Here is a 24,852-nt window from a genome sequence, read left to right on the forward strand (position 1 = left end):
TGCTCCCGGTGTGTGAAAGACGTCCATGCAAAAATTCTTACTAGAGATCAAGGACCAGAGGTTGCACACCGTCCTCATGCGCTGCCGGGACGGCGCAGCAGATCAGCACCGTATCGGCATCCGGCATTTGCGCTGGCGGATTCGGGTAATGGACATTGCCGCTGACCAGGCGCGTCTTGCAGGTGCCGCAAGAACCTCCCCGGCAACTGAAGTCCGGGTTCAGGCCACGACTTTCCGCCAACTCCAACAGGCTGCCACTGCCCGGCGTCCAGCGTGCATCCTTGGCCGATGCCGAGAAATACACCGGCACGGGCGTCGTGGCAGCAGGTGGCTGAATGGTCGGGGTTTCCTGCGCGACCGTCAGCCGCTGCAACGTCGACGGGCCGAAGGCTTCGGCATGAATGCGCTCATCGGTAATGTTCAGCCCACGCAACCCGTCATACATCGCCTGCAGGAAACCCGCTGGCCCGCACAGGTAAAAGTCGTAATCATCCAGGGGCAATCGAGCCTTGACCTGGGAAAAGTCGAGCCGTCCGATGATGTCAAAGTCCCGACCAGCCATGGCCTCGGCGCCAGGGCTGCTCAAGGCTCGATGGATATGAACCGACGCAGCGTCACGCCGTTGCAGCTCGACGAGCTCGGCCTGAAACGGCAGGTCTTCCAGGGTCCTGGCGCTCTGGAATAGATGGATAGGGCGATGCCGCCGATGCTGAACGTTTTGTGCAATCAGTTCCCTGAACATCGAGATCAGCGGCGTGATGCCAACGCCCGCGCCAATCAGCACCACCGGACGTTCGGTTTCTTCGGCCAGGGTAAAACTGCCCAACGGCGGACGGACCTCCAGTATGTCCCCCACCCGCACATTGTCATGCAGATGATGTGACGCAGGCCCCTGCGCCTTGACGCTGATGCGGATGTGTCCATCCGACGGAGCGCTGGACAGGCTGTAGGTCCTGATCAGTGCTGCCTCGTCGCCGCCGCGCAAAAGACGTATCGGCAGGTGCTGCCCGGGGACAAAGGCTACGGCGGAGTTGTCCAGCGGCTGGATATAGAACGAGCGTATGTCCTTGCTCTCCTGTTCTATACGCGTCACCTGCCACGGATGCCACTGCCGACGCTGCTCTCTCTCACGCAGCAGTGCGTCCGCCTCGGCCCAGGTGCCAGTAGCCAGGCTGGTGGGCGCGTAGTCATGGAACTCCCAGCGCAGCGACACCGCCGCCGGGCGCAGCACCACCTGCTCGACCTCGAAAGTCCAGAGACGCTCGGCACCTTCGAAAGCCTTGATCATCGGGCTGTCCAGAATCAGCTCGGTACGTCCGCAAAGTTGCAGCACGTCGCCGTTGCTGAAATCGACAAACAGCAGTCCGGCCAGGGCATTGATCTGGAGGTTACCCAAGGTGTTGAAAAACAGATTACCGGCGTAGTCAGGAATGGTCAGACGGTTGCCTTCGACTTTGACAAATCCGGCCCGGCCTCCCCGATGGGATACGTCCACCGAGCGATGTTGCGGGTCATGGTCAAAGTAACTGGCCACAAAAAAAGTATCGGCCCCACGTATCAGTTCGGCAGTTCGGTCATTCAGGGCATCGAAGTCCTGACGCGGTGCCCGGTCCTGCACCAGGTTCGCAAAACGTTGGCAGGTCCTTGCCTGAATGTATTTGGGGCAGTTGCCATAGGAATGCTCGACCATGACCGAAAGGCCATCGACAGAGTCCTGCTGAATCACGCCATTGATACGATTGCGCCGACGGGTATGCAGCTCGATGCCGAGCATACCGATGGCCTGACCCGCTTGCAGCCCGGGCATGGCCGGGTCCTGGTCGTCGGCATGGGCAGCAAGCAGCAACTGCTGCGGATCCGGTGAGGTGACGAAGCCTTCCGGCCCTTCGAGCAAGGTGGCCCAGGGTCGCTGTTGCGGGTCTACAGTGCCAACGATCATGAAGGGCAACTGCTGGTAAAACTCCCTATGCTGGTCGGGCATATAGTTGCGGATCACTTTTTGCCCGATAACCTCCATCCGCTCGGATACGCTGTGGAGTTGCTGAAGTATTCGTTCCCCGGCGTGCCAGGGCGAGCGACGGTGCTTGGGCAAAGTGTCCATGAAGCGCTCCTTGAGAAGTCTGCAGGTAAGCCCGGCGGCGGATTGCCGGTTCAGTTGGCCTGCAGGCCTGCGGCGGTACGTTGCATGGGCACGAAGCCTGGCAGTGCTTGCACCCTTTCCAGCCAGGCACGCACGTTCGGATAGGCCTCCAGCGACACGTTGCCTTCCGGGGCATGAGCGATATAGGTGTAGCAGGAGACGTCAGCCACCGTAGGCGTATCACCCGCCAGGAATGCCGTTTGCGCAAGTTCCTTGTCCATTACTTTGAGCAAGGCGTGAGCGCGGGCGATCACGTTGTCGGCATTCAAGGCAGCGCCGAACACCGTGATCAGCCGAGCCGCCGCAGGGCCGCTGGCGATCTCGCCTGCAGCGACCGAGAGCCAGCGCTGGATATGGGCAGCGGTAAGGGGATCATCAGGCAACCAGCTACCGTCACCATACTTCTTCGCCAGATAGACGAGGATAGCGTTGGAGTCACTGAGAATGGTGCCCCCGTCATCGATCACCGGCACCTGACCGAAGGGGTTGATGGCCAGGAACTCAGGCTGTTTGTGGGCACCCTTGGCCAGATCGACAAAGACCGGTTCAGTGGGCAGCTTCAACAGGGCAAGCATCAGCTCGACGCGATGGGAGTGGCCTGAAAGTGTGTGGCGATAAAGTTTGATCACTGGCTGCGTCATGGTCCTGGCTCCTGCTCTGACTAAGGGAAAGCGCAGAAATCAAACCCTGTAGGCCTCCTTGCGCTGGAGGGTGATGCTGCACCTGCCAGCCGCCGGGCAGAATCACCACCTCGAACAATGGATAATTTCGTTTTGCAAAAGATTGCCTTCTGCATTACCTGTCAGCCTTGCGCGCTAGCCGAGGAACGCCGGATGGCTGCGCAGCCTTGGCGTGGCGAAGGCGATGAAGGTCCTTACCCGGGCATCGGCCCGGCGACCATCGCGGTAGATCAATTGAGCCGGCAAGGCCTGGCCGGCAAAACCGCTCAATACCGGCTCGAGCACTCCACCCTGTAATTCATGATGTGCCTCAAAACTCATGCAGCGGATCAACCCCAGCCCCAGGGTGGCAGCATGGATAGCGGCGCGCGTGGTGGTGCAGGTCAGTACCGGTACAGGCTTGATGACCCGCGTGGATCCTTCGTGGCAAAAGCGCCATTCATTTTCAAGACCCGTGGCAGTGGTCACCACCGTGCGGTGGTTGTTGAGGTCATCGGGTGTCTGCGGGCGTCCCCACGCGGCCAGATAGGCTGGAGAACCACACACAACCGGTTTCACCATGCCCAGCGGCACGGCAAAACCCGACGAGTTTGGCAAATGCCCGACCACGAGGGCTATATCAATGCCTTCCTCCAGGAGTTTCGGTATGCCGACGCAAGTTCTGGTGACCACCTGTACATCCGGAAATTCGGCCAGGTAGGCCAGGGCGAGGGATGTGAATACAGACTGATCCATCAGCAGCGGCAACGACACGGTCAGTTGCCCGGCCGGGCACGTATGAATGCCCGCTGCGTAGCGTTCAGCGGTGTCGATCTGCTCCAGGATATGGCGGCAACTCACTGCGAATTGCTCACCTGCCTGACTCAGTTGGACACCGCGCGGCCCGCGAATCAGCAGCGTGTTGCTCAGGCGTGTTTCCAGTGACGCGATGGTACGCATGATGGTCGCCGGTGACAGCGCCAGTTGCCGGGCTGCGGCAGCGAGGCTGCCCGCCTGCGCCACGGCCTCGAAGATGAGCATTTCACGATAACGAATCATGAACTAGACCACCGCGACCCTGTGCAGTGCCGGGTCGTTAAGGAGCCGGCTGGCGCAATGGTCAACGAAGGTGCGTACCTTGGCAGATACCCGCTTGCCCCCCTGATAAACCACATGCACGGGCAACGGGGTTGTTTCAAATGCACTCAGGACAATCTCCAGTTCGCCCTTTGAAACGAGCTCGGCCACCTGATAGGACAGCACCCGCGTGAACCCCCAGCCCATGCGTGCAGCATTGATGGCAGCCTGATTGGAACTGACTACCAGGCGTGGCTTTGGGTGCAGGGTGATCGCGTTTCCCGCTACCTCGAACTGCCAGTCAGTCAGCAGGCCACTGGCAGAGGACATCACGATAGGTGCCGCCAGGACCTCATCGGGCACAGTCGGCCGACCGACCTGATCGAGAAACGCAGGCGCGGCACAGACTACCGGGCGGATTTGCCCGACCCTGAGGGCTTGCAGGCCGTTGTCGGGTAATTGACCGATGCGGATGGCGACGTCCAGCCCCTCCTCGACCATGTTCACCACACGATCCACCAGAAGCGCATTGATAGCCACCTCGGGATGCAGCGCAAGGTATTCGGTAATCAGCGGAATCAGAAACAGCTCGCCGAACATCACCGATGCCGTGACCGCCAGGTGACCCCGCGCTCGAATGCTGCTGCCAGTGGCCAGCTCTTCAGCCTCTTCCAGATCCTGCAGGATGCGCTTGCAATCCTCCACATAACGCCGGCCCGCCTCGGTCAAGCGCAAACTTCGGGTACTGCGTGCCAGGAGCAGAGTCCCCAGGCGATTTTCCAGGCCTGCAATGACCCGCGTCACGCTGGGCGCCGACATGCCCAGCAGCTTGGCACCGGCGACAAAGCTGTCCGCCTCGGCGACGGCCAGCAGCACTTTCATCTCCTGAAACCTGTCCATGATCCCCGTCCGGCTCAATAACTCATCAAGTGGCAAACAGCGTAGCGCTCAAGTTCCGCTTCAGGGCGCGCCTGCAATCTTGATCATCCCTTGGTCTCAGGAAAAATACAGCCGCCATCGCGCACCAGCGCCCTCACCTCTTCGCTCACTTGCATGGGGTTTTGACTCAATCGAGCAAAGAATTCGCCGCTGCGCCGCACGTAGGATTGCGAATCGTACTTCGCGCTCCAAAGGACGACGTTGAGCACGATGGGAATAAGGTCCAGCCCCTTTTCGGTCAGGGTGTAGAAGTCCTTGCGCCCGTCGTCGGGGCTCGGCGCTTTCGAGAGAATGCCTTGTTCTTCAAGGAAAGCCAGGCGCGACGCCAGGACATTGGTCGCGATGCCCTCTTCCGATTTCAGGAACTCGCCGTAGGCCTTCTTGCCGACAAAAACGATGTCGCGAATGATCAACAGCGACCAGCGGTCACCGAAAATTTCCACGCCATAGTTCACCGCGCAATGGGAGCGAATGTCTTTTTTAGCCGTTGTCTTCATGACCGGATCTTAACATCGCTTGTATGGCGCAAGTAAAATTTCAGACTATTACTTGCTTTTTACAAGTGAAAAGCCCGGCTGATTTCACACCATACGCGATCGTCGAATCGTTTGCGAGTCGAGCGACGCCCCACCCATGAGGATTCAACCTATGAGCACGATCAGCATCATTGGCTCAGGCGGCATGGCCGCAGCGATCGGTGGTCGTAGCGCCGCGGCGGGATACCAGGTCGAGGTCATCAGCCGCGACCCCGCCAAGGCACAGGCGCTGGCCACGCAACTCAAAAGCCAGGCGTTCAGCGGAACTTACGGCGCTGCGCCAGCGGGTAACATCGTCATCCTCGCGGTGCCGTATGCCAGCGCGGCTGGGGTGGTCGCCGATTACGGCGACATGCTCGACGGTAAAGTGATCATCGACATCACCAATCCGTTTACCACTGACGCCATGGGAGTAGTCACACCGTACGGAAGTTCGGGGGCGCAGGAAATTGCCAAGGGTCTGCCGAGCGGCGCGCATGTGGTGAAAGCGTTCAACTCAATCTTCGGCCATGTGCTTGCGCGGGGTGAACAGCTTGACGCGTTTTTCGCCGCCGACGATGTGCACATCAAACAGCGCGTCTCGACCTTCATCAAGCGTCTGGGGTTGCGGCCGCTCGATGTCGGGAGCTTGCAGATGGCGCAAACGCTGGAAGCTCTGGGACTGTTGCTCATGGGAGTGGCTCGAAACGGAGCCGGTACTTTCAACATCGCCTTCAACGTCGATATGGGTTGATTAACCGGCGTCAACGACATCCCCCAGACCAGGGAGCGGACACGGCCCTTGCTACAAGGCTGTGATCGCACCTGGGTCACCAACGGGCGCAGAGCATTTCAATTGTTCCCTATTGGATCGGGCCCGATCCAACTGGACCAGGAGCTTTAATGGGCCACACGCAAACCGGCAACAAATGAGTCAGTCGCCCCGCAGCGCGGAGAGAAACGGTTGCGTCTCCCCACTTCAATCACGGCAGAAAGCTTTCACCTTCCTCCGGTTTTCCTGAACGCTGGGGATGAGTGCCAAGGCACAACGCACAACGCACAACGCACAAAACATCATGGAAAAGTCCTGGCGAGTGACATTCAACGCCTGAAAAACCCTTCAAGCACTCTTTAAGTGTCAAAATCTCCTCACTGGATCGTTTGGAGATCACTATGCTTCGCCTGTTTGAACAATGGCTCGACCCCTTCCCGCCTGACGAAGTACCGCCGCCGCCCGTTGGCTTGGCGCGATTTCTCTGGGCCTGCACACGGGGCGCCCGCGGTTATATCCTCGCGCTCGCGCTGCTCAGTGCCGGTGTGTCGATTTACGAAGCCTGGCTGTTTTCTTTTCTCGGGCAGGTCGTGGATCTGCTATCGACCTGGCAGGCCGGCGGTGATGGGGCCGCGCAGGAAGGTCGCGTGCTGTGGGGCATCGGCATCGTATTGCTGACAAGCATTGGGCTGGTCGCGTTGCGCACCATGGTGCAGCACCAGGTACTGGCGATTAACCTGCCGTTACGGCTGCGTTGGGACTTCCATCGGCTGATGCTGCGCCAGAGCCTTTCGTTCTTCTCCGATGAGTTCTCCGGGCGGGTCACCACCAAGGTGATGCAGACGGCGCTGTCCGTGCGCGAGGTGCTGTTCACCATTATCGAGATCGCACCCGGGATCGGGGTGTACTTCATCGCGATCATCGCACTGGCGGGCGGCTTCGATCTGAAGCTGATGCTGCCGTTCATTGCGTGGGTGGCGTTGTTCGGTCTGGCCATGCTGTATTTCGTGCCTCGCCTGGGAAAAGTCGGGCAGGAACAGGCCAATGCGCGGTCGTCAATGACCGGTCGCATCTCGGATGCCTACACCAACATAACCACAGTGAAGCTATTCTCCCATTCCAAACGTGAAGCCCACTTTGCGCGGGCTGCGATGGAGGATTTCAAACACACCGGCTTTCGCCAGATGCGCCTGGTCAGCCAATTCGAGATCGTCAACCAGGCACTGGTGGTGGTCCTGATCATGAGCGCAGGCGGTTATGCCTTGTGGCTGTGGCACCAGGGCGAAGTCGGAACAGGAGCGGTGGCGGCCATTACGGCCATGGCCTTGCGCATCAACGGCATGTCGCACTGGATCATGTGGCAGATGACATCGCTGTTCGAGAACATCGGCACGGTACAGGATGGCATGGAGACACTGACTCGAGGCCCCAAGGTGCAGGATGCGCCTGACGCGGGCGTGCTGGTCACCTCCGGCGGCGCGGTGACCTTCGACAACGTGAGCTTCAACTATAACGGCGAACGCCAGGTGCTCGATAGCCTGAGCCTGACCATTCGCCCAGGCGAAAAAATCGGCCTGGTGGGTCGCTCCGGCGCCGGAAAATCCACCCTCATCAACCTTCTGCTGCGTTTCTATGACGTCGACAAAGGCGAAATTCGCATCGACGGGCAAAACATCGCCCACGTCACCCAAGACAGTCTGCGCAGCGCCATCGGCATGGTTACTCAGGACACTTCCCTGCTGCATCGGTCCATTCGCGACAACATCGCCTATGGCCGACCCGATGCCACCGATACACAAATCCAAAGTGCCGCAGCCAACGCCCAGGCCGACGGGTTCATCAGCCAACTGAGCGACAAGCAAGGCCACTCGGGTTACGACACCCTGGTGGGCGAGCGTGGTATCAAGCTTTCCGGCGGCCAGCGCCAACGCATCGCCATTGCCCGGGTGATGCTCAAGAATGCACCGATCCTGCTGCTCGACGAGGCCACCAGCGCGCTGGATTCAGAAGTCGAAGTAGCCATTCAGGAAAGCCTTGATGAAATGATGAAGGGCAAGACGGTGATTGCCATCGCCCATCGTCTGTCCACGATTGCGGCCATGGACAGGCTCATCGTCATGGATGACGGACGCATTATCGAACAGGGTACCCACAGCGAATTGCTCGCCAGGAACGGTATCTATGCGCGGCTGTGGCATCACCAAAGCGGCGGATTCCTGGGTGAGGATCAGGGCGTGGCTGAAGCCATGGAATAGCTTCGCTTATTCGACGAATCACCTGATTGAGGGCGAGCGTGGCGGCAAGGCGAAACGACAGTAGCAGGCCGCCTGGCCGCCGAAAGGTTGCACAGAACTGCTTTTAGCAAGGCACTAAATAGATTGCGGACCCATTATTCACAGAACACATACGCTGCTCTTGCTCTTGCTGTTGAGAAGGCGCCGTAGTGGACGGGTACAAGGCTCGTTCTGCTTGAACCCTGTCCTCCTGCTCCTGAATTCTCCTGCCCTGCTCCTGGGTAGCCGCGAGCTTCTGTTTCAATAGCTGGAGAGCCCTGGGGCTGTCAGGCGGAACCTTTTCCAGTTCGGCGTCAATTGCCAAAACAGACGGCGGAAGAATCCCCTGGGCGACCAACTTCTGATCCAGCTCCATCGTACTCATGGGTTGGCGAGCGGGCATGTCAGAATTGTTGATGGCGCATCCACCCAGAATGCTCAACGCAGATAAAACCATCACGAATTTTCTTGTGGTGCTCATGCAGTTTCTCCATTCACAGCCTTCGCCCAATGGCATGCAACCCTACGACAGAGGGGTAATCCAGTCCAGCGCGACTACCCATTACACGGACGACTGAAGCGCCGACGTTGATGGACGCCTTTCGATGACGCCGCAACGCCAGACCAATCGCAGCCTGGGCCTCTATCGATTGAACGACGGCTGCACAGCGCCCCGAGCGGTCATTGATCATGCCCCACCGACGCATCCCCCCCTTCAGGCGGCGCTCCATAAGGCACACCCATCTTGACCCGATCTGCCTTTACCCAACCGGTATAGTCTTCGCCATCCTTGGCGACGAAGTTCACTTCCAGCCATGACTCGTCTTGCAGAATGGAATACAGGGTAAGAGAGTCACCGGGAACCACGAAGATGTTCTTGTTGGCACAGGCTTCATCAGGCGCCATATGGAAGTGCACACGGACAGTACCAATGACCAGGTCTTGCAAGGCCGGATGAAACTCAGGCACCGTACCCGAGACTTTTTCCGCAAGGGCAGAACAGTCAACAGCGGCCTGGCTCAGTCCGCTGAACAGGCACAGACACGACAGGGTTAAACGCAGACGCATGGACGCTGATTCCGTATGGTTAGAGGGAGTTCGCTCCTACCAAGGATCTGCGACAACGCAAACCCCGTAGGCGCCAGGCTATGGGATAGACCCATCGATGATAATCAAGCGCCAAGTGCCTTAAAAAAGACTGCTCTTGGTCGAGGCGCCCCAACTGTTCACATATCGCGCGCATTTGTTGTGGTCATACTCTTTTAGAACGTATCGCGTGATGGTCCCCACGCTGTTGGTGTAAAAGGTCAGCTCGCAAAAACTGACCGGTTGCTGGTAATAGCCGCCAGCGACTTCACCCATGACCATCTGGCCATTACCGTCCTGGCCCATAGCCTCTTGATGAGTGGTATTGACATAGCCGCCGTTGGTACCGAAGTCCCAGTAATACCCGGTTTCATTGCCGTTCTGGAAAGGCGCCGTGCGGGGCGTCCCCCATTGTTGCAACAATGAGTTGACGTTATAGCCAACCCAGGACTGCGCGGTTTCGTGCGGGTCTTTAGTCAAAAGGCCAACACAACCACAGAGCTGTAGCGCCATGGCGAGCACACCGAGCTTCAGGGCGTGTCGGTTTGTTTGGGTCAATATCGACATCACAGAGGCTACTCCATCATCTTGATTGGTGAGCAGGTCAGACGGGTATGCCAACGTTTGTGTATCCAATGAATGTAAGCGTCGGGAACCTCGTCTTGCGCAACTACGCAAGTTGCCAACAATGCGACCACAATTCTCTGATTTCATTCTCTCGCTGCGTCGATGAGGTAATAGCGCAGATCCTCTGATAAAGGCATCGATCAGTCGATTGCCGCGCACTGAGCCAGCAACTCGGGCCTTGACTGGAAACACAACGCCCCCCGCCCTACACTGCCTCCAATCGCCGCCCCGCAGAGCCCTGCAATGCCTGACTCTCTGACCCAACCAACTCCCGCGCCGCTGCTGGCACCCGGTGAAACCGTGGTGCTGTTCGACGGTGTCTGCAAGCTGTGTAACGGTTGGGCGAAGTTTCTGATCCGGCATGACCATCATCATCGCGTCCGACTGGCTACCGTGCAGTCGCCCGAAGGGCAGGCTTTGCTGGCCTGGGCAGGTTTGCCCGTGGATGCCTTCGACACCATGGCGGTTATTCGCGACCGGCATTACTGGGTGCGGTCGGAGGCGTTCTTCGAAGTGGTAGCACAGTTGCCGGCCGCATGGCCGATGTTGCGGCTGTTGCGTGTTTTTCCGCAGTGGCTGCGGGACTGGTTGTACGACCGCGTCGCCCTTAACCGCTACCGCCTGTTTGGCAGACACGAGGTTTGCCTGTTGCCGACTCCGGATCATCAGCGGCGGTTCCTCAAGGCCGGGTTGTGAACGGCGCGCGCTGCTCACTGGCTGACACGCGGCAGCCTCGCATTCATGCTTGCTTACCGCGGCCCATAGTGACCATGCAGGATCGACGTTTCAACCGTTAAGGCAACCTGCGAGAACCGATCGGGAATGAACGCGTTTTACCAAGACATTCAAGATTTCCTGGCCAACAGCATTATCGTAGGTGATCTTCTGTTGCCCGCGCGCTATGCCAGATTCGAACGCCTTGATGATTTTCAAGTTGGTTTTCGCACGCATGGCCATAGCGGCGAAAGCCTGGTTTCAGACACTGATGGCGGTTGGAACCCCGACTGGTATGTCCTCGCAATGACGGGGCTGGATGACCCCATTTTTATTGCCACACGCGAAGCCGAAAGCGGTTATCCCGTCTATACCGCAGCCCATGGCGCCGGACGCTGGGATGCGACGCAGATAGCACCGAGCCTCGCGGCTTTTAGCCGTTTGCTGGCGGCCTTGACCGAGACGACAGAGGATTTCGTCCGGTTTAAAAACTTGATCATCGCCGAGACCGGCCCCCCGAATGCATTCTGGCATGAGGTGCTCGAAGAACGTCAGCGTGCGGCAGTTTCGGAGCAAGCGCCGCCTGCTGTCAGCGGCTACAATCCGGCCGATTTTGAAAGTGGCGACTTGATCGTGAACAATCTGGGCCGACATAAGCTCAAGGTCGTGCAGATAATCAGCAAATGTCGCGGACTGTCGCTGAAGGACACCCTGGCACTTGCAGAGGCGCCAGAACTCTTGGCTGGCAGCGGCGTGAGACTGCACCTGCGCCGACTGAGCGAACAACTTGAAGCATTAGGTGCAACGGTGGAATTCAGAAATCATCCCCCCTGCTACCCGCCCACACCCTGACTGTTGTCGTCCCGTGGCGAGCGGCCGAAATACGCTTTATAGGCGCGGCTGAACGAAGCCTCGGACTCGTAGCCAACCGCGAAACCCACCTCGCCGATGCGGCTGTTGCGTTTGCACAGCATCGTTTTCGCCAGCGTCAGCCGCCATTCATTCTGATAACGCAGCGGTGAGCGGCCGACCAGTTTGCTGAACCAGTCACAGAAACTAACCAGCTCACGGATTCAATCCCTCTCGTTGCTGTTCGCTCCACCGCTCCAGATTCGACTGCACAAGCGCTTGAGGCAAAGGACTGGATACTATTTTTTGCATTTCATCGTTTATCCGGTTTCGTAACGCGGGATGGATGCACTGAGCGTTGCGTGAAAGCGCCAGATAAAGCCCTTCGCTGCTGATCGGCGGCTCCAGAGGTTCTACGGCGGTATCCATGCCCAACTTTTTAGCCAGGGCCCGTCCAGGAAATTGCTCGAATATCACAAAGTCGTTGCGTTTGAGTATGAGCTTTTGGAAGGCCTGACTGGCCGTAGGCACCGCCTCAAGCGACAGGTTGGCTTTCGCGTAATCATCGAACGCCTGACCGTAGCTGTTGTTGACCAGTGTTCCGCCACTGCGTCCAATAAGGTCAGACCACCCGTGATAGGGGAATGCTTCGTTTTGCCTCACCCAAATCATGCTGGAAGTGAACAGAAACGCGGGGCGCACAAAGTCCAGCGTCCGCTCACGATCGGTGGTGAGAAAATATCCGGCCAGCATATCAACCCGGCCCGATCTCACCTCTTCCTGCGCCCGGGACCATGGCCCTCCATACACGACTTCGATCTCCAGCCCCAATAGCGTGCCCAGGTGTTTGATCAGATCGGCATTGGCACCGATGAGTTGATGAGGGTTGTGCGGATCCCGCCACAGGTAGGGAGGGTATTCGGCATTGCCGGTTGCCGTCAGATGATCACAAGCATTGTCACTCTTCGCTATGCCAGGGCTCAGCAGCATGGCTGTTATAGACATCAACCCGCATAAATGACGCCCGACCATATAGAACCTCTGAGGGAAATCCCGTGCGCAAGCGGTATGCCCATGGCCGACCGACTAAACCCGGTGATTAAAGATGCATCAGACAGGGACACTATCGATATCTTCTGGAACCGTCACATTTGCCATCCATACCGCCTCTCCTGGACCGCCTCTCCTGCAGAGTTGCTTTCCTGCAAAACGCCCGGTCGTCGCAGTTTGAGTTTGATTACCGCGCCTGTCAGCTTAGCTCAGGCACAACCAGAGCATTGACGCCCCTTGCGCCCGCGTTGACGTAACGAAGGCCAAGGAACGAGACGTCATGCCTGGTTCGTTGTGCCCTGTCAGCAGTCAGGGTTGTGCCTTGGGAATCCAGTGTACTCTGAGTACAGAGCCGAGGATCCAGCGACAGGAACATGAAGCGATATTGAAACAGTGCAACAACGCCGTCGGCGTTGCGCGCTGACATTGCATCAGCGCGTACTTACGCACTCTGGGCCAAAAGCAGACATGAAACCACAGGCCCAACCTTCAGCCCAAAGCCTGCCTGAGCGCTCCCTAAACGGCTTTTTCGGCATTAAAACCATCGGCGTTCTCAAACACGCCCATGAAGCCCGCAACAGTGGATTCGCGCGCCCAGTCGCGCTGGAGTTCGCAATACATTTGCACGCGGCTGATGAGCTTCGCGCCCGCCTGCTCGATTCGGCTTAGCGCCGCCTTGTGTGCAGCGAGGGACGTGCCGCCGACCGCATCGATCGGCACATAGACCTCGTAGCCTTCCTGGATCGCGTCAAGCACCGGGAAAGTCAGGCAGGCTTCGGTCCAGAGCGCAGTCATGATCAGTTTGCGTCGGCCGAGCGCCTTGACTGCCTGCTTGAACTCGGTGTCCTCCCAGCTGTTGATCGAGGTGCGGTCATAGGTAGGCAGATGACCGAGCACGTTCTGCAGTTCACGAATCGGCGGTTTATTGCGGCCGGTCGCGACGTTGACGGTCGAATGAATGATAGGAAGCTTGTAGTTGAGCGCCGCCTTGGCCACGCTGGTGATGTTGAAAACCAGCTCGTCGCGGGGCATCGAGCGGATCGAGGAAACCTGGATCGGCTGATAGTCGATGATGATGAGTGCCGAATTCTCAGGTGACAAGAGTTGGTCGGTATGGGGGTTGCGGATAGTCTCGCTTGCCATTTTTTCAGATCCTTTTCTCAGTTGTGATGCACGCATCTGGAAGGCTCAAGGCCTACCCGAATGGACGGGTATGGCGATGACGACACTTCTACTGATGTTGTTAGCGGGTTTGGTTTTCCGGGAAACATCCGCCAGGGGCGACGTTGCCAGGAAGCAGGATTGTGCTGTTCCCGTATTCGACGCAGTAGTAGCATCGCGCGACTAGCTGTGTTGCAAAAAGGGGAACACCGACGTGGATATCGAAGAGCTGCAGACATTTGTTGAAGTGGCTGATGCCGGAGGAGTTTCGCCTGCGGCGCTGCGATTGGGAGTGTCCAAATCGATCGTCAGTCGCAGGCTCGCCAGGCTTGAAGCAGAACTTGGCATCCAACTGCTGGCCCGCACAACGCGCGGGGCAGCGCTGACTGAAGCCGGAACCACGTTCCGCGACTACGCTGCCAGGGTCTGCGCCGAGATCGACACCGCCAAGGAAACGCTCTTGCCTTCAGGCCCCCTGCGCGGCCGTTTGCGGGTTGCCGTGTCGCCGTCTTTCGGACCGACTCATTTCGCCCCCATGCTCGCGGAAATGGCACGACGCCACCCGCAGCTGCATATCCAGACCTGCTACAGCGATCGCTTCGTTGATCTCATTGCGGAGGGTTTCGATTGTGCGATACGGGTCGGCTACCTTCAGGACTCTAATCTGATCGCAAGGTGCATCGGCCCGATCTATACCAGGCTGGTCGCGAGCCCGGACTATCTGAACGCCCATGGGTCGCCCGAAAAACCAGAACAGCTAGTCGCCCATGAGGCAGTCATGCAAGGCACCGAAGCCTGGCAATTCATGGATGGCGACAAGACTATCTCGGTTCGTCCGCAGGGACGGTTCAAAGCCGACAACGGCGCGGCCCTGGTCGCAGCCGCAAAAGCAGGGCTGGGAGTCGCGTACTTGCCTGATTGTCTCACCCATGAACATGTGGCCTCGGGCGCGCTCGTGCCGATCATGACCGGTTACCCACCGCCCCCGGCAGGTGCCTATGTCGTCCGCCCGCCAGGCCCTCATCCCGCACGCAAGATACGAGTCCTGACGGAATTTCTGATCGAATCCTTTGGCCAGTCGCCGTATTTTGCGGGACCTGTGCGGATCTGATTTGATAGAGACGTTCGGGCGTACAGTTGCTCCGCCCGACTGACCTGTTCAGGCGTCGGCCTGACCCTGACCGACTCATACCCTGTAACGCGGCCATCATCAAGAATGGGCGTCACATAAGCACTCACCCAATAATAATCGCCATTTTTGCAGCGATTCTTCGACGCCCATCCAGTTCTTGCCTGCCTTTAAATACCCAAATCAACCGAAGGCCGAGCTGGCCGCCAATTTTGCCTGGGAGTAACCACTGATGCTGGCGAACTCGTCTTTACAATAAGTAATGAGGCCTCGTGTATCCGAGGCAAAATCAAGTGTTGTTCAGCTGGAAAAAGCTACTCTTTATTATTTACAACCGTCTGTTCATGACAACAACCCTCTGGCTAAACGGCACCAGCGATTATAAGAGCGACATAACAAACAACCATTTACTCGAACAAGGTCCCTTCCTTGGCAGAAAGTCCAGACCATAATGAGTCTATGTTAGTGAACCCCCAGCTTTGCGCGGCTTCACGACTGACGATACGATCTGCCTGAGGTGATAGAGAGAGATCGATAATGACGTGAGGAATCTCCTTTCGTGCAGTAGCGCAATAAAATACCTTTACTTTAGGCATTAATAAAGAATGCCCGCTTTGTTCGATGACGACCCCTATCATGCCGCTCTGAAGGCGGACCAGAGCCCCCACCGGGTAAATTCCGACACACTTGACGAACGCTTGAAAAACCCTGTCGTCAAAGTGACCTTCCCATTCAGCCATCTGACGAATCGAATATGCCGGTTCCCAGGCTTTTTTATAAGGTCTGTCAGACGTGACAGCGTCATAGACGTCGCATACCGCGCCCATTTTCGCAAATAAACTAATATGTTTACCGACTAATCGGTGAGGGTAGCCACTACCGTCCACCTTCTCATGGTGATGCAGGCAGACATCGATCACGTCAGGGGTGAAAATCGGATTACCACTGAGCATATGCGCACCTGCCTCGGGATGGCCGCGCATGGTCTCAAATTCTCCCTCACATAATTTCCCAGGCTTATTGAGAATAGCAATGGGAATTGCGGCCTTGCCTATGTCATGCATCAGGCCGGCTATGCCAGCCTGATGGACCCTGTCTGATGACAACCCCAATCGCCGGGCAAGCGCAATCATGAGCGCGCACACGGCGACCGAATGCATATAAGTGTACTCGTCAGCTGTTTTCAGGCGGGCCAGGCTAATGAGAGCATCCGGGTTACGTATGAGAGACTCCGAAATTTCGCCAACAAGTTCGACGACCTGCGCAGTCTGGACGACCTTGCCCATACGTAAGTCGCTGAACATGGCCATCACGGCAGCCTTGGAACGAGCACAAAGCCGGACCGCATTACCGATCTCCTCCCTGAACTCCAATTCTGCAGTAGGGGCAGAAACCGACTGCGTCACGCCTTCGCAGGGCTTTATCCCTGCATCTACGCCCTTACAGACATTTATCCAGAGCTGCGCAATGCCGACATCACGAATACGCTTCAGATCCTGATCACTCTGCAGCAAGAATCCGTTTTTCCAAAGATGGTTATCGATACCAGAACCACAGAACTCATGAATATACATGCCCAAACGTAGTTCATCGATCGAAATATGTCTAAGCATGCCGACCACCTTATTATTATACATATCACGATACCGTCCGTTTCCTGACGTCCGTGTCACTACATCCAGGATAATTCAATCCAGGCTCGCCCGAGTAAAAATGCAAATTATTCTCGTTAGCAAAGTACTGCAAGCCTCGCGCTACTATCACGCCACCAGTGATGGCACATGGACATCATTGTAACTATGGAATGTGAAAAATACATAAAAATAAACAAGCCATATGAAGTCGCGGCCGGCGAGCGTGGTTCAACGGCATACCATCGCGCTTTATCGGAGGCGTAAAAAAGCCCTCGTCAAACAGGATAGTAGCTGGCCAAGCGGCTGTCTTTTTTATTTACAAAGCGAGCTAATGAATTAATACAACCTGGATCCAATCCAACTAGTCCCAATGCAACCGAAAATATGTTACAAATTATTGCAGCTAGAAATAATTACCAATTACTTTTCATCCCAACAGAAACCGCCCCGCAAATACCACACCTCAATAGTCGGGTATTCGACTAAAGTCTAATGCACAGTCGTGGCGTTGCTCTGCCCTGTAGCCTGCCGTTGAGCTTAATAAAGATCCTGATCAATTTTTTAGACAAATAGTCTATTGACAGCTCTCAATTCAGACAACGTCTTACAACTCACCATTGCCTGCATACACATAACTTGCTTTACAATGTATCTGGCGGCTCAAAAACATTGACGCTTTCGATCAGGCGACTATCTAATTTATGGATCCAGGATTAACCACGCGCGCCAATAACGTTTTTTTTACAACTCAAAGGCTAGAGTCATATCAACCGCGACACGATCGGCCAAGGCCGGCTTCAACAGCTCCATGCTCCAGGAATCTAATAATATGAATGCAGTCACTATTAGAAGTATCAAACTGACGAGTCGGGCCATGCTCAGTTTCGGCATTATCTGCGCGCTACTCATCGGTCTGGGTTCGACCGTGCTTTTCAAGATGAACCAGATCAATGTTGCCGCCCAGGAAATCGGCAGCAACTGGCTCCCCAGCGTGCGCAAAGCCAGCAAAATTCAACTGGCAGGTCTTATGTATCGTCTGGATACCAGGCGTTTCGTAATGGACCCTGATCGGCTGGGGAACGCATCCCTTACAAAAATCAACGACCTTAAAGCAGCATTGAGCAACGCAACGTCAGACTACGCCAGTATGGTTTCCAGCCCGGAAGAAGAAGCGCTTTATACCAAGGCTCGCAGCGACGTATTGGCCTATATCAATAAAGTGGATGAACTGATTGAGCGAAGCCGGACCCAGTCGGACGCTGAACTGGTTACTTTCATCGAAACCGTCACCCGCTCACAAGCCTTAATATTGCAAACCTCACTGGAAGCGTTGGTCGCTATCAATGAGCAGGGGGCTGATGCGTCCGAAAAAGAGGCCAGCAACAATTTCAACAGCGGCTTCATGATTACGATTTTGCTGATGATCCTGGCGATTGCGCTGACCATCATCGTTGCCTTCCTGTTCACCCGCAGCATTACGCAACCGATCAATGCTTTATTGAGTGCCACGAAAAAAATCGCTGAAGGTGACTTGAAAAGCGACGTGGAAATCAGCGGTGCCGATGAACTGACTGAGCTGCAAACGGCAACAGCAGCCATGCGTGCAAGCCTCAAGTCGACCATTACTCATATTGCCGACTCATCCAGCCAACTGGCTGCTGCGGCGGAAGAAATGAGCGCCATCACCCAGGAGTCCACATCCGGTATTCAGAAGCAAAGCCTGGAAACTGATCAGGCCGCCACCGCAGTAAATCAAATGACGGCTGCCGTGGAAGAAGTCGCCCGCAATGCCGTTTCGGCCTCACAGTCCACTCAGGCCTCGGAACGCTCTGCCAGGACCGGCCAGGAACGCGTGGGCCGGACCATTGCGTCCATCGAAAAACTCAGCGCCACCGTCGCGCAGACCAGTACTGAAGTCCAGGGCCTGGCCGATCAGGCCCAAAGTATCGGCAAGGTACTGGATGTGATCGGCTCGATTGCCGAACAGACCAATCTGCTGGCACTCAATGCTGCCATCGAAGCGGCACGGGCGGGTGAGCAAGGTCGAGGTTTTGCTGTGGTGGCCGACGAAGTAAGGGCCCTCGCGCACCGTACTCAGATCTCGACCCAGGAAATCGAGCAGATGATGCAAACTATCCAGAAAGACTCGAGCAAAGCGGTTCTGTCGATGAAACAGAGTAACGAAGAAGCCAACGATACACTGTCGATTGCTCATGAAACCGGCACCGCCATTCAGGAGATTGCCACATCCGTCAGTGATATCAACGAGCGGAACCTGCTGATTGCCACGGCCTCGGAACAACAGGCGCAAGTCGCCCGTTCAGTGGATCAGAACCTGATCAGTATTCGTAACCTGTCGATGCAGAGCTCAACCGCCGCCAACCAGACCGCCATTGCCAGCCAGGAGCTATCCAAGCTGGCGGTCGGCCTGAACCATGTGGTCGCCCGGTTTTCGTTTTAGGCGGTTTACGACTGCGTATCGCCCGTAGTTGAACACCGCTGCGCACAGGACGCCTTGGCAGTTGACAGGACTTTCAGCCTCAGATGCTCAGGCGGACGGCCAGGGCGCCAAGGGTGATGACAGGGATTGGAAGGGTTAGCACAGGGCCGGTCTGCAGGGCGAGCCCCAACTGATCGTGACGTTCTTGCGAGCGGGCACATGCGACCACAACACGGATGACGTTTTAATCTGCCTGACCGCTAGACGGCAAGACTCGAAATGGCCTCTTATCCAGGCGGGCCATTTTCATGAACTTACAGCCCCTGGCTTTTGAGCCGGGCGGCGTGCTCAAGGTAAAGCCTCACCGGGCTCACGTTCCAACTGGTAATTCCGGCTATCTGATTGACCGCATCGAAATGGTCCATGGGATAGTCCGAGCGAATCACCTTGCCCAGATGCGAGCTGTAACGCCCTACCAGACCGTCGTTGGCGTCCTTCTCTTTATAAAACAACTTCGATAGCGCGATGCAATTCAAGTGAGTCGGATCGAGTGGCTGCAGACTCTGAAAGTTCTGCACGATCCCGCTCCATGAGTAGTAATACACACCGTTATCCATCTCATCGCCCTCCCCGCCCCACACCTTTGGCACGCCCTGTGGGTACTTGCGATTGAAGTCGGCCAGGCCGGCACTGGTCAGGGACTCGAAAGCCGCCTGGGGATTGACCGGGTTTTGCGGATGGCCGCTGATAAAGGAAATCAGGGTGCCGACCGCACCCAACAACGCCAGTATCAATGTTTCGGGCAATTTCCCGGGGGTCAGCGCCCTGTGCAGTTGGTCGGCGATCTCAGAGCCGTGGTTGGGGCAACTGACCGAGGTGACCGACGCGACTTTTTCCGGGTGCAGGGCTGCTACATAACGCGCGGCCAGGGGGCCTTGGCTGTGGCCGATCAGGTTGACCTTGGCGGCGCCCGTTTCCAGCAGAATGCGGTCAACGTGTTCGAGCAGTTTTTCACCGCGCTCTTCATTACCGTTGACGGCTGGAATATTGACAGCAAATACAATGGCACCGGCTCGCTCCAAAACCTCCTTGATTTCGAAGAAATACGGGTAGCCTGCGATCCTGTCAAAACCGAAAAGACCGTGAACCAACACGATCGGGTATTTCGTAGACGCATCCGTGTCCATAGTGATACCTGCTGATAGCGCAAGTTAGCGAAGAAAATGCTGTCGACTGCTTGATCTGTCGCGGCCTGACCGTAGCTTACAAAGCGGATGGACGCAAAGCGCACAGCCGGGATGCGGACGAACAGTAATACGCCAGGATCACACCACCTTTAGCACTATCTTGCCGATGTGCTCGCCCTCCTCCATCCGTTGATGGGCGCTGGCAGCTTCAGCCAGCGGAAAAACACGATCAATGATGGGCAGGCATTGTCCATGGCTGAGCAATGGCCAGACCGTGGCTTGCACCGCACGGGCTATCTGGGCCTTTTCCTCGGTGCTGCGCGAACGCATCATTGATCCTGTCACCGAAGCCTGTTTGTCGATCAGTGCTGGCAAGCTGAAGTCTTTTACGGAACTGCCGCCCAGAAAACCGATGATCACCAGGCGTCCGCGGCGCGCCAGGGAAGCGACGTTACCGTCGAAGTAGCTGGCGCCCATGATGTCGAGAATGACGTCCACACCCTTGCCGTCAGTTTGCCTGGCGATGACCTGGGCAAAATCGGCTTCGCGATAGTTGATCGCTTCGCCCCCCAGAGCTCGGATCTGTTCACATTTTCCCTCGCTGCCCGCTGTTGCAAATGCCTTGATACCCAGCGCCTTGCACAGCATCAGCGCGGTGGTGCCGATGCCGCTCGTCCCACCATGGATCAATACGGTGGCGCCTTCACGGGCCTGGCCCAGTTCGAACAGATTGGCCCACACGGTGAAGAAGGTTTCAGGAATGGCAGCGGCGTGGATCATGTCAATGCCGGCGGGAATCGGCAGCGCCTGAGTTGCAGCCACGACACAATATTCAGCGTATCCACCGCCATTGGTCAGTGCGCAGACCTTATCACCCATTGTGAAGCCGGACACTGCCGAACCCAGCCCCACGACCTCACCCGCTACTTCCAGACCGGGTACCGGACTCATGCCGGGTTTCATCGGGTACTTGCCAGCACGCTGGATGACATCGGGACGGTTGATACCAGCGGCATGAACCTTGATCAGCAGCTCGTGTTCGGCAGGCTGCGGCACGGCGGCCTGCGCCAACTGCAATACCTGCGGCCCACCGGGCTGGGTAATTTCGACGTAGTTCATGCGATCGGGCAAATTCATGGATGCACCTCATTGAGAAAGTCGGTACAGGCTGTGACACCAGCCCGCTGCAGGCATTCAGCCTATGCACTTGCTCGCACGGATAATGCAGCCTTTAAGCACACCAACGACGCATGAATAAAACGTCCCGAGTGAACATAAATGGGGATGACACCGGTTTTTTTTCGCCCTGGCGCGGGTGTCGACACTCAGAGGCGCTGCTCGCGCAAGTCCAAAGCGATCATCCATGATCGCTGCGCGTGCACCTGACAACCAGAACATCCCCCTCATTAACCGGCCTGGCCATCACAGGCTTCGCGATACTGGCGCAACACCCGGCCAATGACCGCCAGAACGAGCCCCGTCGCCGAGGTATCCCCAGCCCCATTGGCGACCTGCGGGTAGATCTGCGGCAGGTACTGGCTCACCAGGGTTTCCGGTATCGGCCGATCACCCAGGGCCGCGAAAAGCTGATCAACCGCCTCGCTCGCGGTTTCGAACGGCCAGTAGTAGCGGATGCGATCGCTGTAGCTGAAATGGCGCTGCAGCCGCAGCGCGGCCTCGTCACCGTGGTAATACTTGTTCCAGTGATGGGGATCGTCCTGCATCAGCGCTTCCATCACCCGATACAACCGCTTGTCCTCAGGCAGCAACTGTAGCGTCGCGGCAATCTGATCGAGTGCGTACAGCGCTTCGCGCAAGGCGAATGTCAGGCCCGGGCCGACCTTGAGAATGGCGAAGCCGTCATGGACCAGACTGCTCAGTGCAGAGACGGGCTGATAGTCGGTAGAGTGCGCTTCAAATACCACTTGGGGTTCCTGCTGCAAGACGGCGCTAAGCTCACGGGCCTTGTCGGCCTGATAGACCACGACGTTTTCATTGCCAAATTCGACGCCAGGCTGCACCACCAGGCCGACTACCCGCGCATAGGCGCTTTGTAGACCAAGGGCTTCGAATGCCCTGCGGTGCAGCACCAGAGTTTCACGGGCATCTTCGGGCGTAGTCACAGCGAGGTCTTCGACCTTTTCCAACGCCCCGCCCGGCACTGGCACTTCGGTGCCGATCACATACACCGGCAACGGCATGCCGGCGCTGCTGATCGTACGCTCGACCACAGCGGCCAACCGGGCCGCGCGTTCAGCAATCACTGCCCCTGGCAGCGGGTCGCTTTCATCTGCACAGGCCATGCTGGCGTCCAGATGAATCTTGGAAAAACCGGCCCGTGCGTAAGCCTCTAGCATCAGCTCAGCTCGGGCCATCGCCTGCTCTGCCGGCAAGTCTTTCCACGGGTTCGGCCCCAGGTGATCCCCCCCCAGTATCAAGCGCCGGGGATCGAAACCCACACGCTTGACGATGCCCAGGACAAACTGGCGAAAGTCCGCCGGGGTCATGCCGGTGTAGCCACCTTCATGGTTGACCTGATTACAGGTGGCCTCGATCAGCACCGGCCCCGCGTCGCCCAGCGCCTCGCGCAAAGCCGCTTCGATCACCAGAGCATGGGCCGAGCACACGGAGGTAATTCCTGTCGGCCTGCCGTGTGCATGAGCATCCACCAGTTTTTGAAGATAATGAGCCTGCATGACCAGTGCCTCTCGATAACATTGGGAGGTCACCTTACGAGAGCCAAACGATCAAAATCAATCATAAATTTGATTGAAAGTGATTTTTTAATCTCTATATTTCCATTCAATGAATCACTAACGAGCATTCACAGTGACCAAAGACGAACGCCTTTCGCTCATCTGCCAGCACCTCTACAGTCATGGCGAGAGCACCATCCAGACCATTGCCGACATTGCCGATGCCTCCCTGGCGACCGTGCGCCGGGATCTGTTGAGCCTCGAAGCGGACGGCACCATCCACCGCACCCACGGCGGCGCCCGCATTGCCAAAAGTGCCGGCGTCGAAGTCGCTTTCGACCTGCGGGAAAACCAGAATCTGTTCGCCAAGCGCGCCATTGCCGAAGTGGCCTACGAGCAGATCGTCCCCGGTTCGTCGATCTTTCTCGACGCCGGTACCACCGTCCTGCAATTGGCCCGACGCCTGCGCCTGGACCCGCTGCCCCTGTCGGTATTCACCAACTGCCTGAACGTCGCCCAGGTCCTGATGAATACCCCCGGCATCAGCATCGTGCTGCTGGGCGGGCAATTGCGCGCCGAGAACGCCTCGATGGTCGGGGCCCTGGCCGAGGCGATGATCGAGAACCTCTGGTTCGACCAGTTGTTCCTCGGCGCCGGTGCCATTGCTCCGGATGCCTGCATCTACAGCCTCGACGCCAGTGAAGCGCAGCTCAATCAGAAGATGCTGGCGCGGGCGGGCAGTACCCTGTTGCTGGCCGATTCCAGCAAATTCGATCAACGCCTGACGTATCGCGTCGCCCCGCTGAGCCCGGCTCTCACGGTCATCAGCGATGAACAGCTGTCGGCAAAATGGCAATCGAGGTTGCAAGAGTTGGGCGCCCCACTGCTGAAGGCCTCGACTCAGGCCCTTGCCGCCGAGGACCTCAAAGCATGAACCCATGCATCCTGGGGCTGGATAGCGGAGGCTCCAAAACCCTTTTGGCAATCGCCGACCGCCAGGGCCAGGTGCTCAAGCTGGAAATGGCAGACGGGCTCGACCCTGTCGCCAATGCTGACTGGCAACGGCAGCTCAAAGCATTGTTAGGATCCGTCGCCGAGCTGCCCCTCGCGGCGGCTGTATTGGGCCTGCCTCTGCACGGCGAGTTGGCCGAGTGCTCGCTGGTTCAGCAGGACATTGCCCGGCAAACCCTGCGTTGCCCGGTGACGGTGGAGAATGACGTACGCATCGCCTTCGATGGCGCGTTCACCGCAGGCTCGGCAGGCGTGCTGATACTGGCGGGGACAGGCTCCATGGCCTGGGCCAGTCGCAATGAGCCGCAGGCGCCCCACGTGCGGGTCGGCGGCTGGGGCGACGTTTTCGGCGACGAAGGCAGTGCTTACTGGATCGGTTTGCAGGCACTGGTCATTGCCAGTCACACCCTTGATGGGCGAGGCAGGCAAGCGCAATTGACCCAGGCATTGCTCGACCATCTGAATCTGGCCCCGGAACAATTGGCGGGCTGGGTCTACGAACAGGATAACCGTCGCGCCAGCGTTGCAGCCCTGGCGCAGCAGGTTTCGGCCTGGGCCACCGCAGGTGACAGCGCAGCCATCGCCGTACTGGAGGCCGCTGCCGAGCACCTGGCCGAACATGTCACTGCCGCCTGGCGCGCAATCGGTCAATCCGGGGCGCCGGTCTGGAGCTATGCCGGAGGAGTATTTGCCGACCCGATCATCAGTGAACGACTTGAGCTTCTTCTGCGCATAGCCCCCACCCCACCGCGCCTGCCGCCGGTGGGCGGTGCCCTCTGGCGCGCAGCACATAACGCGGGATGGAACCCCGACAACCGCTGGATAGAACACCTGTCTTCAAGCCTGCACAACACCCTTGCACTGCCATCAACCTCCCCTTTTCCGATGTAGAG

The 24,852-nt window shown here is 57.5% G+C and carries 23 protein-coding genes and 1 pseudogene; 8 read left to right on the forward strand and 16 right to left on the reverse strand.

Annotated elements, in window-relative coordinates; genetic code table 11:
* Positions 1–40: 40 nt before the first annotated feature.
* The 5 genes from ACCD02_RS02795 to ACCD02_RS02815 all read right to left on the reverse strand — a co-directional run bounded on the left by ACCD02_RS02795 (position 41) and on the right by ACCD02_RS02815 (position 5,312).
* A complete protein-coding gene (locus ACCD02_RS02795) occupies positions 41–2,101 on the reverse strand; it encodes a pyridoxamine 5'-phosphate oxidase family protein (RefSeq protein WP_413298444.1) in 2,061 nt (686 codons plus the stop codon).
* 50 nt (positions 2,102–2,151) lie between these two features.
* Positions 2,152–2,781, reverse strand: a complete 630-nt coding sequence (locus ACCD02_RS02800; protein ID WP_413298446.1) for a glutathione S-transferase family protein — start codon at positions 2,779–2,781, stop codon at positions 2,152–2,154.
* Between the two features lie 174 nt (positions 2,782–2,955).
* Positions 2,956–3,858: a LysR substrate-binding domain-containing protein gene (locus ACCD02_RS02805; protein ID WP_413298448.1), complete on the reverse strand. Its 903-nt coding sequence runs from the start codon at positions 3,856–3,858 to the stop codon at positions 2,956–2,958.
* 3 nt (positions 3,859–3,861) lie between these two features.
* Positions 3,862–4,776: a LysR family transcriptional regulator gene (locus ACCD02_RS02810; protein ID WP_413298449.1), complete on the reverse strand. Its 915-nt coding sequence runs from the start codon at positions 4,774–4,776 to the stop codon at positions 3,862–3,864.
* An 83-nt stretch (positions 4,777–4,859) separates the two neighbouring features.
* Positions 4,860–5,312 (reverse strand): winged helix-turn-helix transcriptional regulator, encoded by a 453-nt coding sequence (locus ACCD02_RS02815; protein ID WP_413298450.1) that lies wholly within the window; start codon positions 5,310–5,312, stop codon positions 4,860–4,862.
* Positions 5,313–5,463: 151 nt separating this feature from the next.
* On the opposite strand from ACCD02_RS02815, the gene ACCD02_RS02820 reads away from it, so the two are divergent.
* A complete protein-coding gene (locus tag ACCD02_RS02820) occupies positions 5,464–6,084 on the forward strand; it encodes an NADPH-dependent F420 reductase (protein ID WP_413298451.1) in 621 nt (206 codons plus the stop codon).
* Positions 6,085–6,503: 419 nt separating this feature from the next.
* A complete protein-coding gene (locus tag ACCD02_RS02825) occupies positions 6,504–8,357 on the forward strand; it encodes an ABC transporter ATP-binding protein (protein WP_413298453.1) in 1,854 nt (617 codons plus the stop codon).
* A gap of 103 nt (positions 8,358–8,460) precedes the next feature.
* Here ACCD02_RS02825 and ACCD02_RS02830 read toward each other — a convergent pair whose 3' ends face one another.
* The 3 genes from ACCD02_RS02830 to ACCD02_RS02840 form a co-directional block, all read right to left on the reverse strand.
* Entirely contained in the window at positions 8,461–8,856 is a 396-nt protein-coding gene (locus tag ACCD02_RS02830) for a hypothetical protein (RefSeq protein WP_413298454.1), read from the reverse strand.
* Between the two features lie 200 nt (positions 8,857–9,056).
* Positions 9,057–9,443 (reverse strand): hypothetical protein, encoded by a 387-nt coding sequence (locus tag ACCD02_RS02835; RefSeq protein ID WP_413298455.1) that lies wholly within the window; start codon positions 9,441–9,443, stop codon positions 9,057–9,059.
* A gap of 120 nt (positions 9,444–9,563) precedes the next feature.
* Positions 9,564–10,028, reverse strand: coding sequence for a hypothetical protein (locus ACCD02_RS02840; RefSeq protein WP_413298456.1), 465 nt, complete (start codon positions 10,026–10,028; stop codon positions 9,564–9,566).
* A 303-nt stretch (positions 10,029–10,331) separates the two neighbouring features.
* On the opposite strand from ACCD02_RS02840, the gene ACCD02_RS02845 reads away from it, so the two are divergent.
* Together ACCD02_RS02845 and ACCD02_RS02850 are read left to right on the forward strand one after the other, a co-directional pair.
* A complete protein-coding gene (locus ACCD02_RS02845) occupies positions 10,332–10,784 on the forward strand; it encodes a thiol-disulfide oxidoreductase DCC family protein (protein ID WP_413298458.1) in 453 nt (150 codons plus the stop codon).
* Between the two features lie 126 nt (positions 10,785–10,910).
* The gene (locus ACCD02_RS02850; protein WP_413298460.1) at positions 10,911–11,654 is read left to right on the forward strand and encodes a hypothetical protein; all 744 of its coding nucleotides are present in this window, start codon (positions 10,911–10,913) and stop codon (positions 11,652–11,654) included.
* On the opposite strand, the gene ACCD02_RS02855 is transcribed toward ACCD02_RS02850, so the two are convergent.
* The 3 genes from ACCD02_RS02855 to ACCD02_RS02865 all read right to left on the reverse strand — a co-directional run bounded on the left by ACCD02_RS02855 (position 11,636) and on the right by ACCD02_RS02865 (position 13,844).
* Positions 11,636–11,875 (reverse strand): helix-turn-helix domain-containing protein, encoded by a 240-nt coding sequence (locus tag ACCD02_RS02855; protein ID WP_413298844.1) that lies wholly within the window; start codon positions 11,873–11,875, stop codon positions 11,636–11,638. The two genes, ACCD02_RS02850 and ACCD02_RS02855, sit on opposite strands and share 19 nt — an antisense overlap.
* Entirely contained in the window at positions 11,868–12,683 is an 816-nt protein-coding gene (locus ACCD02_RS02860) for a substrate-binding periplasmic protein (RefSeq protein ID WP_413298461.1), read from the reverse strand. The genes ACCD02_RS02855 and ACCD02_RS02860 overlap by 8 nt, the downstream gene beginning before the upstream one ends.
* A gap of 534 nt (positions 12,684–13,217) precedes the next feature.
* The gene (locus ACCD02_RS02865) at positions 13,218–13,844 is read right to left on the reverse strand and encodes a hydrolase (protein ID WP_413298462.1); all 627 of its coding nucleotides are present in this window, start codon (positions 13,842–13,844) and stop codon (positions 13,218–13,220) included.
* Between the two features lie 232 nt (positions 13,845–14,076).
* On the opposite strand from ACCD02_RS02865, the gene ACCD02_RS02870 reads away from it, so the two are divergent.
* Positions 14,077–14,973 carry a LysR family transcriptional regulator gene (locus ACCD02_RS02870; RefSeq protein ID WP_413298463.1) on the forward strand — a complete coding sequence of 299 codons (897 nt, stop codon included), beginning with the start codon at positions 14,077–14,079 and terminating at the stop codon, positions 14,971–14,973.
* A 5-nt stretch (positions 14,974–14,978) separates the two neighbouring features.
* Here ACCD02_RS02870 and ACCD02_RS02875 read toward each other — a convergent pair.
* Both ACCD02_RS02875 and ACCD02_RS02880 read right to left on the reverse strand, forming a co-directional pair.
* Positions 14,979–15,284, reverse strand: a pseudogene (locus tag ACCD02_RS02875) (PAS domain-containing protein); the annotation flags it as partial.
* A 114-nt stretch (positions 15,285–15,398) separates the two neighbouring features.
* Positions 15,399–16,604 carry an HD-GYP domain-containing protein gene (locus ACCD02_RS02880; RefSeq protein WP_413298464.1) on the reverse strand — a complete coding sequence of 402 codons (1,206 nt, stop codon included), beginning with the start codon at positions 16,602–16,604 and terminating at the stop codon, positions 15,399–15,401.
* A gap of 850 nt (positions 16,605–17,454) precedes the next feature.
* On the opposite strand from ACCD02_RS02880, the gene ACCD02_RS02885 reads away from it, so the two are divergent.
* On the forward strand, positions 17,455–19,086 hold the full coding sequence (locus tag ACCD02_RS02885) for a methyl-accepting chemotaxis protein (RefSeq protein ID WP_413298465.1): 1,632 nt from the start codon (positions 17,455–17,457) through the stop codon (positions 19,084–19,086).
* A 293-nt stretch (positions 19,087–19,379) separates the two neighbouring features.
* Here the strand turns inward: ACCD02_RS02885 and ACCD02_RS02890 are convergent, their stop codons facing one another.
* From ACCD02_RS02890 to ACCD02_RS02900, 3 genes are all read right to left on the reverse strand, one after another.
* On the reverse strand, positions 19,380–20,252 hold the full coding sequence (locus ACCD02_RS02890; protein WP_413298466.1) for an esterase/lipase family protein: 873 nt from the start codon (positions 20,250–20,252) through the stop codon (positions 19,380–19,382).
* Between the two features lie 138 nt (positions 20,253–20,390).
* Entirely contained in the window at positions 20,391–21,389 is a 999-nt protein-coding gene (locus ACCD02_RS02895; protein WP_413298468.1) for an NAD(P)H-quinone oxidoreductase, read from the reverse strand.
* Between the two features lie 269 nt (positions 21,390–21,658).
* Positions 21,659–22,948 (reverse strand): D-tagatose-bisphosphate aldolase, class II, non-catalytic subunit, encoded by a 1,290-nt coding sequence (locus ACCD02_RS02900; protein ID WP_413298469.1) that lies wholly within the window; start codon positions 22,946–22,948, stop codon positions 21,659–21,661.
* A gap of 133 nt (positions 22,949–23,081) precedes the next feature.
* On the opposite strand from ACCD02_RS02900, the gene ACCD02_RS02905 reads away from it, so the two are divergent.
* Both ACCD02_RS02905 and ACCD02_RS02910 read left to right on the forward strand, forming a co-directional pair.
* Positions 23,082–23,882 carry a DeoR/GlpR family DNA-binding transcription regulator gene (locus tag ACCD02_RS02905; RefSeq protein ID WP_413298471.1) on the forward strand — a complete coding sequence of 267 codons (801 nt, stop codon included), beginning with the start codon at positions 23,082–23,084 and terminating at the stop codon, positions 23,880–23,882.
* Positions 23,879–24,850: an N-acetylglucosamine kinase gene (locus ACCD02_RS02910; protein ID WP_413298472.1), complete on the forward strand. Its 972-nt coding sequence runs from the start codon at positions 23,879–23,881 to the stop codon at positions 24,848–24,850. The genes ACCD02_RS02905 and ACCD02_RS02910 overlap by 4 nt, the downstream gene beginning before the upstream one ends.
* Positions 24,851–24,852: the final 2 nt, after the last annotated feature.

Origin of the sequence: Pseudomonas sp. Pseusp88 (genome assembly GCF_047303955.1) — a bacterium.
Lineage (GTDB): Bacteria > Pseudomonadota > Gammaproteobacteria > Pseudomonadales > Pseudomonadaceae > Aquipseudomonas.

Coding starts and splice junctions, on each gene's coding strand:
- ACCD02_RS02895 (WP_413298468.1), bottom strand. CDS start 21,389: ATGAATTTGCCCGATCGCATGAACTACGTCGAAATTACCCAGCCCGGT.
- ACCD02_RS02830 (WP_413298454.1), bottom strand. CDS start 8,856: ATGAGCACCACAAGAAAATTCGTGATGGTTTTATCTGCGTTGAGCATT.
- ACCD02_RS02805 (WP_413298448.1), bottom strand. CDS start 3,858: ATGATTCGTTATCGTGAAATGCTCATCTTCGAGGCCGTGGCGCAGGCG.
- ACCD02_RS02840 (WP_413298456.1), bottom strand. CDS start 10,028: ATGTCGATATTGACCCAAACAAACCGACACGCCCTGAAGCTCGGTGTG.
- ACCD02_RS02825 (WP_413298453.1), top strand. CDS start 6,504: ATGCTTCGCCTGTTTGAACAATGGCTCGACCCCTTCCCGCCTGACGAA.
- ACCD02_RS02890 (WP_413298466.1), bottom strand. CDS start 20,252: ATGGACACGGATGCGTCTACGAAATACCCGATCGTGTTGGTTCACGGT.
- ACCD02_RS02910 (WP_413298472.1), top strand. CDS start 23,879: ATGAACCCATGCATCCTGGGGCTGGATAGCGGAGGCTCCAAAACCCTT.
- ACCD02_RS02810 (WP_413298449.1), bottom strand. CDS start 4,776: ATGGACAGGTTTCAGGAGATGAAAGTGCTGCTGGCCGTCGCCGAGGCG.
- ACCD02_RS02845 (WP_413298458.1), top strand. CDS start 10,332: ATGCCTGACTCTCTGACCCAACCAACTCCCGCGCCGCTGCTGGCACCC.
- ACCD02_RS02795 (WP_413298444.1), bottom strand. CDS start 2,101: ATGGACACTTTGCCCAAGCACCGTCGCTCGCCCTGGCACGCCGGGGAA.
- ACCD02_RS02835 (WP_413298455.1), bottom strand. CDS start 9,443: ATGCGTCTGCGTTTAACCCTGTCGTGTCTGTGCCTGTTCAGCGGACTG.
- ACCD02_RS02800 (WP_413298446.1), bottom strand. CDS start 2,781: ATGACGCAGCCAGTGATCAAACTTTATCGCCACACACTTTCAGGCCAC.
- ACCD02_RS02815 (WP_413298450.1), bottom strand. CDS start 5,312: ATGAAGACAACGGCTAAAAAAGACATTCGCTCCCATTGCGCGGTGAAC.
- ACCD02_RS02860 (WP_413298461.1), bottom strand. CDS start 12,683: ATGGTCGGGCGTCATTTATGCGGGTTGATGTCTATAACAGCCATGCTG.
- ACCD02_RS02885 (WP_413298465.1), top strand. CDS start 17,455: ATGAATGCAGTCACTATTAGAAGTATCAAACTGACGAGTCGGGCCATG.
- ACCD02_RS02820 (WP_413298451.1), top strand. CDS start 5,464: ATGAGCACGATCAGCATCATTGGCTCAGGCGGCATGGCCGCAGCGATC.
- ACCD02_RS02880 (WP_413298464.1), bottom strand. CDS start 16,604: ATGCTTAGACATATTTCGATCGATGAACTACGTTTGGGCATGTATATT.
- ACCD02_RS02850 (WP_413298460.1), top strand. CDS start 10,911: ATGAACGCGTTTTACCAAGACATTCAAGATTTCCTGGCCAACAGCATT.
- ACCD02_RS02900 (WP_413298469.1), bottom strand. CDS start 22,948: ATGCAGGCTCATTATCTTCAAAAACTGGTGGATGCTCATGCACACGGC.
- ACCD02_RS02865 (WP_413298462.1), bottom strand. CDS start 13,844: ATGGCAAGCGAGACTATCCGCAACCCCCATACCGACCAACTCTTGTCA.